We start from the raw sequence: 18303 nt of genomic DNA, 5'->3' as shown, positions 1-18303 counted from the left end.
TTTATTCTTTCACATTCCTAGCTCTTGGACACCGGTTTGTAGCCGCTGGTGTGACGGGGTTTACCCGCCAGATCGTCAATAGATTCAGTACGCTCAAAGCCTGCCTTTTCAAAGGCTTGGCGCATGAGCTCCCGCTGGGTTTCCGCGTGCTCCATAATCAGGTACCCTCCAGGAGCCAGCAAATCGTAGGCACGGTAAGCTATCGCGGAGGGCAACTCCATGCCGTCTTCTCCCCCACCGTAAAGGGCAAGTGCCGGATCGTGGTCTCTGACTTCGGGATCCTTTGGAACAGCACCCTGCGGAATATAAGGTGGGTTCGAGGCAACCAGTGTCACCTGTCCCTTGAGCTCTTCCAGTGCGGTGAGGGCATCACCCCTGACCAGTCGAGCACCCGTACCATCAAGATTACGCTCAGCCCAAGCGGCCGCATCCTTGGACAGCTCGACCGCTAGCACCTCAGCCCCAGCCAGCTCAGTAGCTAGCGAAGCAGCAATCGCCCCGGAACCCGTACAGAGGTCAAGGACCAGGGGGCGATGCGGCAGGGTACCCTTGGCCACGCGACGCTGATACTCTACGACAGCGTGTTCAACCAGTAGCTCAGTCTCAGGACGCGGAACAAAAACCCCCGGGCCAACAGAAAGGGTCAGTCCCCGGAAATGGGCCTGCCCGGTCAGGTGCTGGAGCGGGATCCGCTGACCGCGCAGAGTCACCAGCCGATCAAAATCAGCAGGCACCGGGGTACCCAGCAGAGCAAGAGTTTGAACCCTCCCCCGGCTGACCGGCTCACCGGTCTGCTTCTCCAACAGATAGGCCGCAAGCAGCTGGCTATCAGTCTGGGAGGATTCCACCCCTGCCTCAGCCAGGTAGACCGAGGCCCGGCCAAGAGCTGAATCCAGATCCTCACCGGGCAAGGCAGAAAAGTCAGCCACGATTATTTGTTGTCCTGGCCTAGTTTCTCAAGACGGGCGGCTTCATCCATCTCAATAGCAGACTGGATAACAGCGCCCAGGTCACCGTTGAGGACAGCGTCCAGGTTGTAAGACTTGTAGCCGGTGCGGTGATCCGCAATACGGTTTTCGGGATAGTTGTAGGTACGGATACGCTCTGACCGGTCCATGGTGCGCACCTGGGAGTGACGCTTCTCGGCGTTCTCCGCATCAATCTGTTCCTGCTGCCAAGCCAAGAGACGGGCGCGGAGCACGCGCATAGCAGCTTCGCGGTTCTGAATCTGCGACTTTTCGTTCTGCATAGCTACCACGATGCCGGTTGGCAGGTGGGTAATACGCACAGCGGAGTCAGTGGTGTTCACTGACTGTCCACCGGGTCCAGATGAACGGTAAACATCGATCTTCAGATCGTTTTGGTTAATGTCGATTTCCTCGGGTTCATCGACCTCGGGGAAAACCAGTACGCCGGCGGCAGAGGTGTGGATACGCCCCTGGGACTCTGTTGCGGGTACACGCTGAACACGGTGAACACCGCCCTCGTACTTGAGGTGGGCCCAGACGCCCTCAGCCGGATCAGTGGAGTTGCCCTTGATAGCAATCTGGGCATCCTTGTAGCCGCCCACATCGGTGCTCTGGGAGGAAATCATCTCGGTCTTCCAGCCCTTGGTTTCCGCGTAGCGGGTGTACATGCGCAAGAGGTCAGCGGCAAAGAGGGAAGCCTCGTCACCACCTTCACCACCCTTGACCTCCAGAATGACGTTGCGGCCATCGTCCGGGTCGCGGGGAATCAGCAAGCGGCGCAGTTTTTCCTCTGCGGCAGGGAGCTTGGCTTCAATTTCTTTGACCTCAGCGGCGAACTCGGCGTCCTCGGCTGCCATTTCGCTAGCAGCCTGGAGGTCATCACGCAGGGCAGTGACCTTCTTATAGGCTTCAACGATGCCGTTGAGCTCTGCGTAACGGCGACCGAGTTTGCGTGCCTTACCCTGGGCGGCGTGCACAGCGGGGTCAGCCAGCTGTTTTTGGAGGTCTGCGTGTTCATCGAGCAGACCCTGGATTGAATCAATCACTGTATGTGCCTCTTCTTCGCGGTGCCCGCTACAGGCACCTCAATCTTTTGTTTAAGGGGTGAAGCACCGCCTGCCCCGTGTGGAGCAGGCGGTGTACCGAGCCTTTATTCGCCGTGGCCGAGCCCGCTCTTAGAAACGGTCAGCAGGAATTCGACGTTGGACTGAGTCTCGCGGAGCTTGCTGAGCAGGACCGAGAGTGACTGCTCCTGATCCATGCCAGCTAGGACACGGCGCAGACGCCACATAATCTTGATTTCCTCGGGTGAGAGGAGTGCCTCTTCGCGGCGGGTGCTGGAAGCGTTGAGGTCGATAGCAGGGAAGATACGCTTATCGGCCAGGTGGCGGGAAAGGCGCAGTTCCATGTTGCCGGTACCCTTGAATTCCTCAAAGATAACCTCGTCCATCTTGGAGCCGGTCTCAACCAGGGCGGTAGCCAAAATGGTCAGTGAGCCACCCTCCTCAATATTGCGAGCCGCACCGAAGAACTTCTTGGGCGGGTAGAGCGCAGCGGCATCGACACCACCGGAGAGGATACGGCCCGATGCGGGGGCGGCCAGGTTGTAGGCACGGCCCAGACGGGTCATGGAATCCAGCAGAACGACAACGTCGCGGCCCTGCTCTACCAGCCGCTTAGCGCGTTCAATGGCGAGTTCAGCGACAATGGTGTGGTCATCGGCGGGGCGGTCAAAGGTGGAGGCAATGACCTCACCGTTGACGGTGCGCTGCATGTCGGTTACTTCTTCGGGGCGCTCATCGACCAGAACCATCATGAGGTGAACCTCAGGATTGTTAGTGGTGATAGCGTTCGCGATGGACTGAAGCATCAGGGTCTTACCGGCCTTGGGGGGTGCAACAATAAGACCGCGCTGGCCCTTACCGATGGGGGCAACCAGGTCAATGACGCGGGGGCCAACCTTCTTGGCTTCGGTCTCCAGGCGCAGGCGCTCCTTGGGGTAAAGCGGGGTTAGCTTGTTGAAGTCGCGGCGGCCTTTGGACTCTTCGGGGGTCAGACCGTTGATGGTGGTGACCTGAACCAGAGCGTTGAACTTCTGGCGGTTGTTGTTATCGCCTTCTCGAGGGGCACGGATTGTGCCTACGATTGCGTCGCCCTTGCGCAGGCCGTGACGCTTGACCTGGGCCAGCGAAACATAGACATCGTTGCTACCGGGCAGGTAGCCGGAGGTACGAACAAAAGCGTAGTTATCTAGAACGTCAAGAACACCGGCGACGGGGATCAGAACATCGTCTTCACGGATCTCGGGTTCGAAGTCGTCCCTGCGGTTGCTACGGCGTTCACGGCGCTCCTGCTGGCGGTCGCGGCGGTTCTTACGACCGTTGCGGCGGTCCTCGTCGGGGCCGTTGTTCTGCTGGCGCTCAGAGCGGTTATCGCGGTCGTTGTTCTTAGAACGGTTATCGCGGTCCTGCTTCTCGGAGCGATCCTGCTTGTCACCGCGGTTGTCGCGGTCCCGGCGGTTCTTGCGCTCGAAGCGTTCGGTCTTTTCGTTACCGTTGCTTTCGGTGTTATCAGCCGATTCGGCTGTCTCGGTTTCGGCCTTGCGACGGCGGTCGCTGCGGGTACGAGTTCGGGTAGCGCGGGGAGCTTCCTCGCCCTCAGCATTTTCACCGCGGCCGGCTTTCTTGGACTCGACTGCATCCAGGGCAGCTTCTACTGCTTCGAGGGGGTTAGCCTCAGCAGCGGTAGCCGATGCGCTGGTAGCACGGCGGTTGGTGCGGCGCTTAGTTGCGGGCTTCTCTGCCTTTTCCTCAGCCGCATCCTGGTCGCTCTGCGCAGGGGCTTGGGCCTCTGCAGTTTTTTCGGCGGCTTTTTCTGCGGCAGTCTTACGGGTGCGGGTACGCTTAGGCTTTTCAGCGGGAGCGGCCTCAGGAGCGGGTGCCTCTTCACGGTCGGCGATAGCGCCACCACGCTGGTGGGAGCTAATAGCTTCAACCAGGTCTGACTTACGCATACGACGAGCGCCGGTGATGCCCAGCTGGGAGGCTAGGGACTGGAGCTGAGCGAGCTTGAGAGTGCTCAGGCTTGGGGACTTGGTTTCTACCGCTTGTGCGGTTTCCGTACCTGCGGTGAGGTCGGTGTTTTCTGCCACGAAGATTCCTTCTCTCGAAATGTCGTTGATTTCGCGGGTGGTAGTGACGCAACAGATGCGTCATGCCCAGAACGGGCGAGTGTTCATAAATTAGCTAACTAGCTATCAGCATCGGCTGATGCGCGGACTAGGTAACGGATGTGCGAAAGCACAACTGCTGATGAGCACGGCTATGCCTAGGACAGCAGAAAGGTTAGTGCCATAAGGCAGAACCTTGGTAAACGGCCAAATACCTGAGGCTTCTACAGGTTTCGGAACCGTGAAACGGAGAACATAAGTTCGGGTCTAGGGGGATGGCCCCTAAGGAACTAAGCGTTTTCCTCATAGGTAAGCATAACACCTTGCGTGTCAATATCGATATTCAGCACGCGCCAGGTGACCGGTTGACCTTCATAGGTGCCGGCTTCGGGGTGGGTTACGAACTCAGCAATAGCAGAGCCGATATGTTCCCGTTGCTCCTGCCCCTGTGCCAGAACCATGACGGTGGGGCCAGCCCCGGAGATCACTGCCGCATAGCCCAAGCCACGTAAGTGCTGAACCAGTGCGGCACTGGGTTTCATGGCAGCAGCCCGGTAGGACTGGTGGAGTAGATCGCTGGTGCCGGGGAGCAGGTACTCTGGGTAGGAGGTCAGTGCCTGGGCTAGCAGGGCGGCGCGCCCTGCATTGGTGGCGGCTTCGCGGTGAGGAACGGTTTCGGGAATCAGACCGCGGGCAACCCTGGTTGGCACCTGGTAGTCGGGTACCGCAATCACGGGGAGGACCTCAGGGTGAGCGGGGACGGGCAGGGAATGCCAACCCGAATCATCACCGTAGGAGATCACCACCTGGCCGAACAGTGAGGGGGCGACATTGTCGGGGTGCCCCTCCATACCCGAACAAATCTGGAGTACAGTATCAGCATCAAGCTGGAGCTCAGCAGGTAGCAGTCCGTTTGCGGCACTTACCCCGGCAACAATGGCAGAGGCAGATGATCCCATACCGCGCGAATGCGGAATGCGGTTATGAGCCTGAATGTGCAGGCTGGGTAGCTCAAGAAGCCCTGCGGCTTTCCAGGCGGTCTGCATAGCCTTGACTACCAGGTGGTTGGCATCTCGGGGCACCTGGTCGGCACCCTCGCCGGACAGGTCGAAAGTCAGCTCTCCCTCCCCCGCTAGCCTGGTCACAACCAAATCGTCGTAGTAGGCCAGGGATAGGCCCAGGGAATCAAAGCCGGGGCCAAGGTTGGCTGAGGAGGCCGGTACCCGCACCGTCACGCGGGCACCCACCGGGATAGCATGAGACTCAAGCAGGGATTCGTCTGAACCGTCAGTCATCGACAAAACCATCAGTTTCTAGCCCTCCACCCGAATCACGGAGCAGATTTCGCGGACCGTATCCAGGGAATCAACAACGGCCATGGTCTTGCCAAGGTTGGCATCGGTCGCGCGGTGGGTCACAATACGGATGGTCGCGCTGCTACCGTCGCCGGTTCCCTTAACCTGACGCATGGTTTCGATTGAGACACCGTGCTCAGCAAAGATACGAGCAATGTTTGACAGAACGCCCAGCTTATCCTCTACCACAATGCCCACAGAGTAACGAGAAATGACCTGGCTCATGCTGGTTGCCTTGAGCTGAGCAAAGGAAGAATCCGGGATGCCTGGGCCGCCCAGAACCAGGCGGCGGGCCAGGGAGACAAAGTCGCCCAGCACAGCCGAAGCGGTAGGAGCACCACCAGCACCGGGGCCGTAGAACATGAGCTCGCCGGCGTTTTCAGCCTGGACAAAGACCGCGTTATAGGCACCGCGAACACTGGCCAGCGGGTGGGTTCGGGGAACCAGAGTGGGGTTAACACGAATGTTCACGCCTTCCCCGTCCTTCTCGCACACTGCCAGAAGTTTGATGACGTAGCCATCGGCGGCAGCGGCCTGAACCTCTTCGGCACTGACGGAGGTAATACCCTCACAGTGCACATCGTCAATGGTGAAATCTGAGTGAAAAGCAAGAGAGGCAACGATAGCAGCCTTGGACGCGGCGTCGTGGCCCTCTATATCGGCGGTGGGGTCAGCCTCGGCGTAACCCAGGCGCTGGGCCTCAGCCAGTGCATCAGCAAACTGGGCACCGGTGGTATCCATCTGATCCAGGATGTAGTTGGTGGTGCCGTTCATGATACCCAGTACCCGGCTAATCTGATCACCAGCCAGGGAGTCACGCAGGGGGCGCAGAATGGGGATAGCGCCGGCAACAGCGGCCTCGTAGGAGAGCTGGGCGCCGCTCTGAGCGGCGGCAGCGGTAAGTTCGACACCGTGCTTAGCTAGCAGAGCCTTGTTACCCGAGACAACCGACTTGCCAGCGGCCAGTGCACGCAGAATACGAGTGCGGGCTGGCTCAATACCACCGGTCAGCTCAATAACCACATCGGCGTCATCAATCAGGCCTTCCGCATCGGTGGTGTAAAGGGATGGATCAGCCGTATAGTGCCGGGTAGCCTTCGTATCGCGCACAGCGATACCGATGAGCTGAACATCGGCACCGATTCTGTCCCGGAGGGCGGTGGCGTCCTCGGTGAGCATACGAGCTACCTGAGAGCCGACGTTACCGGCACCTAGTAGCGCTACTTTGATGGTGGTGGTCTTACCCAATGGCATCTCCTGACGGTTTTGGGGTAAAGGGGGGCAGCGCACCATGCTATCCAAGGCGCACTGTATTTATGCGGCGGGTCCCGCTTCCATTCTTTCAGTATGACTGAGCCTGCCATACCGTGTCGTCCATATTACGATCAGTGGCACAGCATGGCAGGCTCCTGCTGAGGGCTTAGACCAGGCCCAGGTCGCGGGCCAACATATCCTCTTCGGTTTCCCGGCGAACGATAGCGCGGGCAGGCTTACCCTGGCTAGTTGCCACCACCGGCGGGCGGGTGAGGTAGTTGTAGTTCGAGCTCATCACGTGGTTGTAGGCACCTGTTGCGGGGACCGCTAGAACATCACCAGCGGTGAGGTCGGCAGGCAGGTAACAATAACGAATTACGATGTCACCGGATTCGCAGTGCTTACCCACCACGCGGCTTAGTAGCTGCTCCCCTGCCGGAGCACGGTTAGCCAGGGTCACTGCGTAGTCTGACTCGTAAAGAACCGGGCGGGGGTTATCGCTCATACCACCGTCAACCGAGACGTAGCGGCGCACGCGGGTGTCACCGTTTTCGTCCTCGATAGAAACGTTTTTGATGGTGCCCACCGTGTAGAGGGTGATACCGGAGGGGCCGGAGATAGAGCGTCCGGGTTCAAAGGAGAGATGCGGGATAGCCATACCCACAGCCCGGCAGGTTGAGGCAACCATAGCGGCCAGCTCCCGCGCAATTTCTGCCGAACCGCGCGGGGTGTCCTGCTCGGTGTAGCCAATGCCGTAGCCACCGCCCAGGTCGATTTCGGGTAGCACCACATTAAAGCGCTCGTTGAGCTGGTGCATGTAGGTCAGCACCTTCTCGGCGGCCTTTCCAAAGCCCTCGGCTTCAAAAATCTGGGAACCGATGTGGCAGTGCAGACCGCGCAGGTCAATGCTCTCACTGGCTAGAGCTAGAGCCGCCGCAAGAGTGGCGTAAGCATCATCAGCGGTGACACCCAGCTGATCCAATTCTGCCTGGCTCAGCCCAGCCAGAGCGGCGGTGCCGGGTACCAGTGACTGGCCGAATTTCTGGTCCTCGTGTGCTGTGGCAATGAAATCATGAGTGGAGGCGTGAACACCGGGGGTTACCCGGAGCATGACCGGCGCGGTAACACCCAGTTCAGTGGCAACCCGTGCAATAAGCTGAACCTCCGGTACCGAGTCTGCTACTAGGCGGCCCACACCGTAGGTCAGAGCGCGAGCAATCTCGGCTTCTGACTTGTTGTTCCCGTGCAGGGCAATCTTGCCCCCGGCAACACCGGCGCGCATAGCCAAAGCCAGTTCGCCGCCGCTGGCGGTATCCAGGCATAGGCCCTCTTCCTCAGCCCACTTGGCCACGGCGGTTGTCAGGAAGGACTTGCCAGCGTAGTAGACCGACACTTCAGCGCCGTGAGCTTCAAAGGCCTGCTCAAAGGCGGCACGGAATTCGGCGGCACGGGCACGGAAGGTGCTCTCCGAAAAGACGTACTGGGGAGTTCCAAACTCCTCCACCAATGACGAGACAGCGGTGCCGTCCACGGTCAGCTGCCCCTGTGCGTCACGGGCAAAAGAGGGCATCCAGATGACAGGGCTGAGCTCAGCCGGGTTCTGCGGGTAGGTTAGCCATTCAGGCTTATAAAGCGCTACTTGGTGAGCCATGGTTACATCTTCTCCGGAGCGCTCACGCCCAGCAGTCCCAGACCATTGGCCAGAACCTGGCCAGTTGCCTGGTTCAGGAGCAGCCGGGTGCGGTGCAGGTCGGTTATCTCTTCGTCGCCCTTGGGGGCCACGTGGGAGAGGCCATACCAGCGGTGGTAGGTGCCAGCTAGAGCTTCAAGGTAGCGGGCCAGGCGGTGGGGCTCGCGGAACTCCGCGGCCTCTTTGACAGTACCGGCATACTGGCCCAGGGCGGCCAGCAGGGCAGAGTCTGCTTCGGAGTCCAGCAGGGCCAAGTCCACTGAGTCGGTGCTCACCCCGGCGGCCTCGGCATTACGGGTAATAGCGCAGGTGCGGGCGTGGGCGTACTGAACGTAGAACACGGGGTTCTCGTTGGACTGCTTTGTCAGCAGGTCCAGGTCGATATCGATGTTGGAGTCCACCGAGTAGCGGGTCAGCGAGTAGCGGGCCGCATCCACGCCCACAATCTCGACTAAGTCCTCCATGGTCACCACGTTGCCTGCGCGCTTGGACATACGCACAGGCTTGCCGTCCTTGACCAGGTTTACCATCTGGCCAATCATGACCTCGACCATGTCCGGGTTATCGCCCAGCGCGGCGGCGGCGGCCTTGAGGCGGGCAACGTAGCCGTGGTGGTCAGCGCCCAGCATGTAAATAGCTAGGTCAGCCGGGTCAACAGGGCGCTTGGTTTTGTCCTGGAAGTAGGCGATATCCCCGGCAATGTAGGCGGCGTTGCCGTCGGATTTGATGACCACACGGTCCTTGTCGTCGCCAAAATCGGTGGACTTGAGCCACCAGGCGCCGTCCTTGAAGTAGAGGTTCTCGGACTCCTTAAGCTTTTCAAGGAGTTCATCTACCTTTCCCTCTTCAAAGAGTGAGTTCTCGTGGAAGAAAACGTCAAAATCTACGTGGAACTCGTGCAGGGACTTCTTGATGTCCTCGAACATAAACTCAACGCCGGTGGCGCGGAAGACTTCCTGAGGGTCCGCAGAGGTCAAAGCATCGGGGCGGGCTTCGAGCACGCGGTTGGCAATATCGGTGATGTACTCGCCACCGTAGCCGTCCTCGGGTGCAGCCTCTCCCCTGGCGCGGGCCAGCAGAGAGCGGGCAAAGCGGTCAATCTGGTTACCGTGGTCGTTGAAGTAGTATTCACGCACGACCTTGGCGCCCTGGGATTGGAAGATACGGGCCAGAGAATCGCCCACAGCGGCCCAGCGGGTACCGCCCAGGTGGATGGGGCCGGTGGGGTTAGCCGAAACGAACTCAAGGTTAATGGTCTTACCGGCCAGGGTCTGGTTGGTTCCGTAGGCTTGCCTCTGCTGGAGAATAGTCTGCGCCAGTTCACCGGCGGCGGCGGCATCGAGAATGATGTTTAGGAAGCCGGGGCCTGCGATATCAACAGAGGCAACACCGGGAAGCTCGGTGATTCTGCCCGCAAGGACCTGGGCTACTTCGCGCGGGTTCTTGCCGACCTGCTTAGAGATTTGGAGGGCGATGTTGGTGGCCCAGTCACCGTGGTCACGGTTCTTGGGGCGTTCAATGCGCACAGCGGGTGCGGTTTCACCATCGGTCAGGGTCAGTTCACCGGCAGCTAAGGCTGCTGCGAGCGCGCCGTCAATAGCAAGGGAGAGTTCTTCGGGTGTCATAGGTTCAAGTCTACCCAAAGGCACCACCTAGCCAACCCAGCAAGCAGGTTCTTAGGGTGTGGCCTAGCTCTTATTGGTGTGCTGGGTCAGCCAGTCAACGATGTGTGCCCAGAGACTGGCGCTGGCGTAGATAGCCGGGTCTGAGTGTTCAGCACCGCCAACCAGGGTGAGTTCGGTGGGGATACCCGCCCCTGCAAGGGCCCGGTGGGCGCGGATTGATTGGTTGGGGGGCACGCAGGTGTCTGAGGTTCCGTGCAGGTAGTAGACCGGTGCGTGGGTTCTTGGCCCGCTCGGGCTGGCGGCGAGGGCATAGTCGATGGGGTGAGCTTTTGCCCAGTTGATAGCGGCCTGGCTACCTGCGGGGGCCGGGTAGGTGGATCCCAAAAGCCGCCATTCTGCGCCGTCGTCTTCGGGGTGGTCCCGGTCAAAGCCCCAGGCCACGCGGTCGTCAAAGATACTGCGCAGGTCGCTGACCCCGTAGATGCTCAGGGCACAGCGAACCCTTGAGTCCGGTTGCCCCTGTGCTTGTGCGGCGGCTAGCGCCGTTGCTGGGATACCTTCAAGGTAGGGTTCTGCCAGGTGGCCGGTTGCGGCGGCTAGCTGAACCAGGTGTCCACCGGCTGAGCCACCGGCTAGGGCGATACGGTCGGGGTCGATGGAAAATTCTGCGGCCTTCTCTTTGAAGTAGCGGATCGAGGTTTTAAGGTCGTTGATTTGGGCGGGAAAGAGTGCTTGGTGGCTGAGCCGGTAGTTGATGGAGGCTGTAGCGAACCCTGCTTCTGCCAGCCCTTGGCGCACTGTGTGCAGGCCCTTATCGGCTTGGGCAAAGCTGGCTTTGTCGCCAAAGCGCCAGGCTCCCCCGTGAACATAGATGAGTAAGGGTGCTGGCTGCCTGTTGGCCCCGGTGCTTGCAGGCGGGTAGAAGTCGTAGGTTTGGGCGGGGTCGCTGGTGCCTGCGTAGTTGCCGCTGGTGACGTTCACGGGTGCCTTTCATCTGCCGGTACTTACCCTCAATACTGTAGCGTTTGCACCTGTCTGCGGGCGTTTAGCCCAGCCCAAGTGTTTCTGATATAGTGGGTGTGGCTTGATGGCCTAACCGCATAAAGGTTTTGGCTGAGAGTTTGTTACCCTGGTAGCTCATGGTGAATGAGGTTTTCCGCCTACAGGCGGATAAGAAATCCGAATGAATCAGCCGAGCTTGCTAGGCTGGTAAACATGGCTTGGTCAAAGAGTCATCATAAGCCCTCGTAGCTCAGTGGATAGAGCACCAGTTTCCGGAGCTGGGTGTCGAAGGTTCGAATCCTTTCGAGGGCACAAAAAGAGAAGGCATGCCAGAATGCGTGAAGCGCTGGCATGCCTTCTCTTTTTGTGCCTGGCGTCAAAATCGTCACCGATGTGGCGATTTTAGCCAGCAATCAGTTCTGCCAGAATGCGCGAAGCGCTGGCATGCCTTCTCTTTTTTGTGGTGGGCATTTATTGTGGCTGGGGCGCTACGATTTCAAGTTCGAAGCCCTGGGTGTTTTCCAGGTAGAGGGCGTAATGTTGTGGCCCGCCTGCATGCGGGTAGTTCGGGGCGAAGAGCTCAGACCAGCCGTGCTCAGCCGCCTGATCTCGCAGGCTGTCTAGCTTGTGGGCGCTAGGGCAGGTGAGGGCAAGGTGATTGAGCCCGGCGCGGGTGCGCTGGTGGGCACCAGAAACCTGAGGGGACTGCTCCAGGACAATGTAAGAACCGTCCTGGGCCTGCCAGGACTGCCCTCCCTGCCACTGCTGGTAGGAGCTGAAACCCAGTTGGGTCAGTACCCAGTCCCAGGAACCGCGCACCTGTTCTAGGTTCTGCGTCCACAGTTCAATGTGGTGAACTGCTACCCCTGTGCTGAAGTCCGGTGCCGGTAGCTGGCGGAGCCGGGCTGCAAGAACAGCATCATAGGTTTGCCCCAGGTACAGGAACTTCTGGCGTTCAATGCCTTCCACGGTAAAGCCTGCATAGCGGGCCACCGCACCAGAAGCTGGGTTGTTGGTCCGGTAACCCAGTTCCAGGCGGCGTAGGTTGGGCGATTCTAAAGTACCCAGCAGTTCAGTATCTAGCCTTGGGTGCTTTTCTTCTGGCGGATTGTACTGCCCCAGGGCCCAGTCGCAGACTGCCCGCACCGCGCTTTTAAGGATTCCTTTACCTCGAGCCCGGTCGGCAATCCAGTAGTAGACCCAGCCCCTATCCCAGGAACCGTCCTCTTGCTGTGCGCTGTAGGTGATACCGACCAGCCCGACGGCCTGCCCATCGTCCAGGCAAAAGACAGCCCGCCCCTGCGCAGGGAGCCACTGCCCTTCAATCAGGTGCTGAGCCTCCTGGAGGGTGCCAGGTAGGGGCATCTGCCTCTCTAAGTCCGTGCTGGTTTCAACCAGTTCAAGAAGGGCGGACGCATCGGTGCTTTGCCACAGTCGAAGTTTCATAGTGCAAGTCTAAACAGTGAAGTTCCGGCCCCGGTGGACTGGGTAGACTAGGTGAGGAAAGATTCTCCCCGCTTATTACGAAAAGAGACCCTGTGACCGAGAACGTCAATACCCCCCATATCGCCCCTCACGGCGCTGAAATTGCCGAAACCATTCTGCTCCCCGGCGACCCCCTGCGCGCCAAGTTCATTGCCGACACCTACCTGCAGAACGTCGTACAGTTCAACACCGTCCGCAACATGTTCGGTTTCACCGGCGACTACAAGGGCTCACGTATCAGCGTCATGGGCACCGGCATGGGTATCCCCTCAGCCAGCCTCTACACCCACGAACTCATTCACAGCTTCGGGGTCAAGAACCTGATTCGCATCGGCACCTGTGGTGGCCTATCCACCAACCTGGACCTCTTTGACATCGTGGTCGCTTCGGCAGCTTCCACCGACTCAAACTTCCTGCACCACTACAAGCTACCCGGCACCTACGCCCCCACCGCGTCATGGCCCCTGCTCTCAGCCGTAGCTAAGGAAGCTGAAACCCAGAACCTGGCCCTGAACGTGGGCAACGTGCTCTCCTCGGATGTCTTCTACCGCGCAGACCCCAGCGACGCCCAAAAGTGGGCCGACATGGGCGTACTGGCTGTTGAGATGGAAACCGCAGGTATCTACTCGGTCGCCGCCGCTGCCGGGGTGCAGGCCCTCTCGGTTTTCACTGTCTCTGACCACCTCTTCAAGGGTGTAGAGACAACCGCTGATGAACGCCAGACCGCCTTCACCGGAATGATGGAACTGGTCCTGCCGGTGGCCGCCAGCCTCTAAAGATCTCTGCTGATAGGAGCGCCCCGCTCCCCTGCCAAGAATCAGGAGGGCGGGGCGCTGCGTCTTTCACAGGGCTTCAGCTCTCCTGGGTGCAAAGACAGGCACCCCCTAACAGGTATCTCTGGCTATTTTGAGCCAGAGAACTAGCTGGCTTCACGCGTCTAGAGAAACCCGCCCACGGGCACAGCTTCTAGCCCTAAAATGGTAGGCAGTATGTCTACTTCATCGCCCTCACCCCGTCCCCCCGCCCAGCCGCTCTCAGCCATTGCCGCCGCTATGCACGCCGCAAAGACGCGCACCGCGCAGCCAGAAGCCACCGGCAATCAGCACACCCGCGGGTCAGAACAGCCTGGCCAGCCCGCACAGGGTAGGAGCCGCAACCAAGGCCGCACCCGCCGCCCGCAAGCTACCGGACAGCGTAAGAAGTCACCCAGAAACAAGACCACCGAACCACAGCAAGAGGGCAACCAGAAACAGAACCCCAGAAGCTCACGCTCTGGCAACCGGGACAGAGCTCAAGGCACCCGCCGCCCCTATACCCCACTCATTCCTGACACCATCAGCTACCCGGAAGCTCTACCCGTCTCTGCCCGCAGGGACGACATCATGGCTGCTATCCGCGAGAACCAGGTCACTATCGTGGCCGGTGAAACCGGCTCCGGTAAGACCACCCAGCTACCCAAAATGCTTCTGGAGCTTGGGCTAGCCCAAAAGGGCATGATTGGTCATACCCAGCCCCGCCGTCTTGCCGCCCATTCGGTTGCTGAACGTATTGCCCAAGAGCTGGGTCAAAAAATCGGGCAGACCGTGGGCTACCAGGTGCGCTTCACCTCCGAGGTCGGTGAGAGCTCAGCCATTAAACTCATGACCGACGGTATTCTGCTGGCTGAGATTCAGAACGACCCGCTCCTGAAAAACTACTCGGCAATCATCATTGACGAGGCGCACGAGCGCAGTCTCAATATCGACTTCATTCTGGGCTACCTCAAACGGATTATGTCCCAACGCCCAGACCTCAAAATTGTTATTACCTCAGCGACCATTGACCCCGAGCGTTTTGCCCGCCACTTCTCCCCCAGCTTTGTGCCCGGTGTGGGAATCATCGATGATTCGCCAACCGATAAGGAAGGGGACATCGCCGAGGCCGCCCTACCCGATGATGCCCCGCCCATTATCGAAGTCTCTGGCCGTACTTTCCCGGTGGAGATTCGTTACCGCCCGCTGAGTGAACCCCGCACCGGTGACGGCGGCGAGGATGCCGACGATGCAGGCGACGGCCTGGAGGACGAGGACCGCGACCCTCTGGACGGCGTACTCGATGCTATCCGTGAACTTTCGGAGGAAGCACCCGGAGATATCCTGATTTTCTTCTCGGGTGAGCGAGAGATTAGGGACGCGGCAGAGGCCATTACCGAGATGGTTCGCACCACCCGCCGTCTGGCTGACTATGAGGTTCTGCCTCTCTTTGCCCGTCTTTCGATGGCTGAACAGCACCGGGTCTTCAAACCCGGTGGTAGGCCCCGCATTGTGCTGGCAACCAACGTCGCTGAAACCTCTCTGACGGTGCCGGGTATCAAGTATGTGATTGATACGGGGACAGCCCGTATTTCCCGTTATTCATCCCGGACCAAGGTTCAGCGCCTACCCATTGAGCGTATTTCTCAGGCCAGCGCCAACCAGCGGTCAGGTCGCTGTGGCCGTGTGTCGGACGGTATCGCTATCCGCCTCTATTCGGAGGAGGATTTTGCCTCACGCGCTGAGTTCACTGACCCCGAGATTCTCCGTACTAATCTAGCCGCTGTTATCCTACAGATGACCGCCATCGGTGTGGTGCGTTCCCCGTCCGATATTGAGAAGTTCCCCTTTGTTCAGCCCCCGGAGACCCGGGCTATTAATGACGGTCTGAACCTGTTGCGGGAGCTAGGGGCGCTGAGCGCAGCCAAGCACCAGCCGCGTCAGCTCCGCAAGCCCACCAGCCCGCTCACAGCAGCAGGCCGTGCAATGGCGGCGCTACCGGTAGACCCGCGTCTGGCCCGTATGATTGTGGAGGGCGCCAAGCGCGGTGTTGCCAAGGAAATTATGGTTCTGGCGGCGGCGCTGACCATTCAGGACCCCCGCGAACGCCCGGCTGAGCACCGGGGCGAGGCCGATGCCTTGCACGCCCGTTTCAAGGACGATAAGTCTGACTTCACCAGCTTCTTGCTCCTGTGGCAGTTCATCCATGAGAAGCAGTCCGAGCTGTCTTCAAGCCAGTTCAGGAAGATGTGCCACCGGGAGTACCTGAATTTCTTGCGGATTCGTGAGTGGCAGGATCTTTTTACTCAGCTCCGCGAGATTGGCCGGTCTGCCGGTATCACGGTTGAGGGTGGGCGCCATATTGACCCTGCGGCCCACGAAACTGAGGTGCACAAGTCGCTCTTGACCGGCCTGCTCTCCCACATCGGTATGCAGGACGAAACTAACCGGCACGAGTACCGTGGTGCACGCGGCAGCCGGTTCGCTATTTTTCCTGGCTCTGCTCTCTTTAAGAAGAACCCCGTCTGGCTGGTATCTGCTGAACTGGTGGAGACCTCACGCCTATGGGCACGGGTGAACGCTCAGATTGAGCCGGAGTGGGTGGAAGAGCTGGGTGGTCCCCTGCTCAAACGCCAGTATTCTGACCCTCACTGGTCTTCGCGCCAGGGGTCCGTGCTGGCCCATGAGAAGGTCACTTTGCTGGGTCTGCCGGTTATTGCTGATCGCCGGGTGCAGTACTGGCGGGTTGATCCGGAGGCAGCTCGTGAAATTTTTATCCGTTCTGCCCTGGTGGAAGGGGACTGGTCTACCCGGCACCGCTTCTTTGCGCGCAACCAGAAGGCCCTGGCTGAGGTTGAAGAGCTGGAAGCCCGCCTGCGCAGGCGTGATTTGCGGGTTGATGACCAGGTTCTCTTTGACTTCTACGATGCCCGTATTCCTGACCATGTTGTCTCCGAACGGCACTTTGACCGTTGGTGGTCCCAGGAGCGCAAGGTCAATGAGCACCTGCTGGATTTCAGCCCAGAGAACCTGATTGATGAGCAGGCAGGTGACTATGATGAGTCGCTCTTCCCCCGCACCTGGGTTGCCCGCACCTCTGGTGGGGAGCTTGATCTGGACTTACGCTATGAGTATGCCCCCACCGTGTCTATTGGCGGGGTACGTTCTTCTGCGGCCCAGACGGACGGTATTGCGGTTCAGGTTCCGGTGCTTTTCTTGGGGCAGCTAGATCCGGCTCCTTTTGAGTGGCTGATTCCTGGCCTGCGCCAGGAGCTGGTAACCGCCCTGATTAAGTCCCTACCCAAGCAGATTCGTAAGAATTTTGTGCCTGCCCCCGATGTCGCCCGCCAGGCGGTAGAGAAGCTGACGGCTGATTTTTCGCCGGCTGAGGATTCGCTGACCGATTCGCTGGCCCTGGTTCTGCGCCGTCTGCGCGGACATGTGGTGGACCCGGCTGAGTTTAGCTGGGAGTCTGTTCCGGAGCACCTGCGTTTTTCCTTCCAGGTGCGCGATCACCGCAACAAGATTCTGGGTGAGAGCAAGGATCTCGCCAGCCTGCAGGCCAGTCTGCACGCCGAGATCCGTTCGGCTCTGGCGGCTTCTTTGGGGGCTTCCCCGGAGGCCATGAATCGGATGCAGGCTATGGCTCAGGGTGCTGTAGCTTCGGGCTCTAAGGCTTCGGGCAGGAACGGTGGCTCCTGCCCGGGCCAGCCATCCCAGCTTGGTAAGGGCCCTGTTCAGGGCGCTGCACCCGCTGGCGGGCAGGCCGCTACCGCTCCAGCTGCCGGTGCTGTACGTGAGGTATCGGGCCTGACGGACTGGCCTGCCCAGGATTTGCCCCGTAAGGTAGAGCGCGTCATCGCCACCCAAAAGGTTGCTGGCTACCCGGCTCTGGTCGATGAGGGTTCCTCTGTTGCTGTGCGTATTTTCCCCTCCGAGGCCGAGGCCGTCCGTGCCCAGCGTTCCGGTGTTATCCGCCTGCTCAAACTCAATACTCCCTCCCCTGAGCGGTATGTATCTGAGCACCTGAATAATAGGGAGAAGATGGTCTTTACCCAGAACCCGCACGGCTCTGTTGATTCACTCATTAGCGACTGCACCGTAGCGGCCATTGACCAACTCACCCCGGCGACCCCGCCCTTCACCCGGGCCGACTACACCGAGCTTTTTAACAGTGTGCGCGCTGATTTGATTGATACGGTTTTTACCATCACCAAGCTGGTGGCCGATATTCTTACCCAGGCAACCGCTGTTCAGAAGCTCATGAAAAAGAGCACCTCGCTGGCGGTTATTCACGCTATAGGCGATATGAAAGCCCAGCTGGAGAACCTGATTTACCCGGGTTTTGTGGCCGCTACCGGCGCGGCTCAACTGCACCACCTACCGCGCTACCTCAAAGCCATGATTAAGCGTATGGAGAAGCTGGGGCCAAACATCAACCGGGATAATCAGCTCATGTTGGCTGTTCAGGAGCTAGAGGATTCCTACGATAAGGCTCTTGAGTCTCTGCCTGCGGGGGTTTCCCCCAGCCCCGAGCTGGAGGCTGTGAGCTGGATGATTGAGGAACTGCGGGTCAGCTTCTTTGCTCAGGAGCTGGGGACCGCCTACACGGTCAGTGAGAAGCGCGTCGGTAAGGCCCTGCGCCAGGCAGTTGAGACCATGAGGGGTTCTGCAGGCTAGGCGGATGATGACGAAGCAGTCGGAGAAGCAAAATAACGGTCCTGAAAATCCCCCAAGTACACCGGACTACCACTGGCGAACTCACGCGCACACATAGAATCCATCTGCAAAACCCTCACAGCATTACCCTCATAAATCATCAAGGTATAAACCAGCTTTAACCCCGAAGGACTATAAACATAAATACGATGATCGCCAACACCTCCATATCCACGCCGAATATCCGTCCACCCCTGAGACCGCCAAAACTCACTCACCCGCTCAAGCTCAGCCTCAACATCCAC

12 protein-coding genes and 1 tRNA gene are annotated in these 18303 nt (G+C 59.4%); 3 read left to right on the top strand and 10 right to left on the bottom strand.

The annotated features are described in order from the left end of the window. Positions 1-17: 17 nt before the first annotated feature. From prmC to ACN080_RS05780, 8 genes are all read right to left on the bottom strand, one after another. The gene (gene prmC / locus ACN080_RS05815) at positions 18-929 is read right to left on the bottom strand and encodes a peptide chain release factor N(5)-glutamine methyltransferase (RefSeq protein ID WP_419104578.1); all 912 of its coding nucleotides are present in this window, start codon (positions 927-929) and stop codon (positions 18-20) included. A 2-nt stretch (positions 930-931) separates the two neighbouring features. Continuing rightward, entirely contained in the window at positions 932-2014 is a 1083-nt protein-coding gene (gene prfA, locus ACN080_RS05810) for a peptide chain release factor 1 (protein WP_419100642.1), read from the bottom strand. Positions 2015-2118: 104 nt separating this feature from the next. Further along, positions 2119-4119, bottom strand: a complete 2001-nt coding sequence (gene rho, locus ACN080_RS05805; protein ID WP_419104579.1) for a transcription termination factor Rho — start codon at positions 4117-4119, stop codon at positions 2119-2121. Between the two features lie 308 nt (positions 4120-4427). Continuing rightward, a complete protein-coding gene (thrB, locus tag ACN080_RS05800; protein WP_419113276.1) occupies positions 4428-5432 on the bottom strand; it encodes a homoserine kinase in 1005 nt (334 codons plus the stop codon). 18 nt (positions 5433-5450) lie between these two features. Further along, positions 5451-6746, bottom strand: a complete 1296-nt coding sequence (locus ACN080_RS05795) for a homoserine dehydrogenase (protein WP_419110257.1) — start codon at positions 6744-6746, stop codon at positions 5451-5453. A 166-nt stretch (positions 6747-6912) separates the two neighbouring features. Next, positions 6913-8397 (bottom strand): diaminopimelate decarboxylase, encoded by a 1485-nt coding sequence (lysA, locus tag ACN080_RS05790; protein WP_419100646.1) that lies wholly within the window; start codon positions 8395-8397, stop codon positions 6913-6915. Between the two features lie 2 nt (positions 8398-8399). Then, a complete protein-coding gene (argS, locus tag ACN080_RS05785; protein ID WP_419113275.1) occupies positions 8400-10061 on the bottom strand; it encodes an arginine--tRNA ligase in 1662 nt (553 codons plus the stop codon). 63 nt (positions 10062-10124) lie between these two features. Beyond that, a complete protein-coding gene (locus ACN080_RS05780; protein WP_419113274.1) occupies positions 10125-11042 on the bottom strand; it encodes an alpha/beta hydrolase fold domain-containing protein in 918 nt (305 codons plus the stop codon). 260 nt (positions 11043-11302) lie between these two features. Between ACN080_RS05780 and ACN080_RS05775 the strand changes: the two genes are divergently transcribed. Continuing rightward, positions 11303-11375, top strand: a tRNA-Arg gene (locus ACN080_RS05775). Positions 11376-11534: 159 nt separating this feature from the next. Here the strand turns inward: ACN080_RS05775 and ACN080_RS05770 are convergent. Continuing rightward, on the bottom strand, positions 11535-12509 hold the full coding sequence (locus tag ACN080_RS05770) for a GNAT family N-acetyltransferase (protein WP_419113273.1): 975 nt from the start codon (positions 12507-12509) through the stop codon (positions 11535-11537). Between the two features lie 92 nt (positions 12510-12601). Here ACN080_RS05770 and deoD point away from each other — a divergent pair, with 92 nt between their 5' ends. Together deoD and hrpA are read left to right on the top strand one after the other, a co-directional pair. Then, on the top strand, positions 12602-13324 hold the full coding sequence (gene deoD / locus ACN080_RS05765; RefSeq protein WP_419113272.1) for a purine-nucleoside phosphorylase: 723 nt from the start codon (positions 12602-12604) through the stop codon (positions 13322-13324). A 213-nt stretch (positions 13325-13537) separates the two neighbouring features. Beyond that, on the top strand, positions 13538-18019 hold the full coding sequence (gene hrpA / locus ACN080_RS05760) for an ATP-dependent RNA helicase HrpA (protein ID WP_419113271.1): 4482 nt from the start codon (positions 13538-13540) through the stop codon (positions 18017-18019). Here hrpA and ACN080_RS05755 read toward each other — a convergent pair. Then, positions 18016-18303, bottom strand: a 288-nt coding sequence (locus ACN080_RS05755) for a hypothetical protein (protein WP_419113270.1), incomplete at its 5' end; no start/stop codon positions are given. The genes hrpA and ACN080_RS05755 overlap by 4 nt on opposite strands.

Source organism: Rothia sp. CCM 9416 (genome assembly GCF_048513535.1).
Classification (GTDB): Bacteria; Actinomycetota; Actinomycetes; order Actinomycetales; family Micrococcaceae; genus Rothia.
Note: the sequence above shows the minus strand (reverse complement) of the source record. Positions and strands in the feature narration are given on the sequence as shown.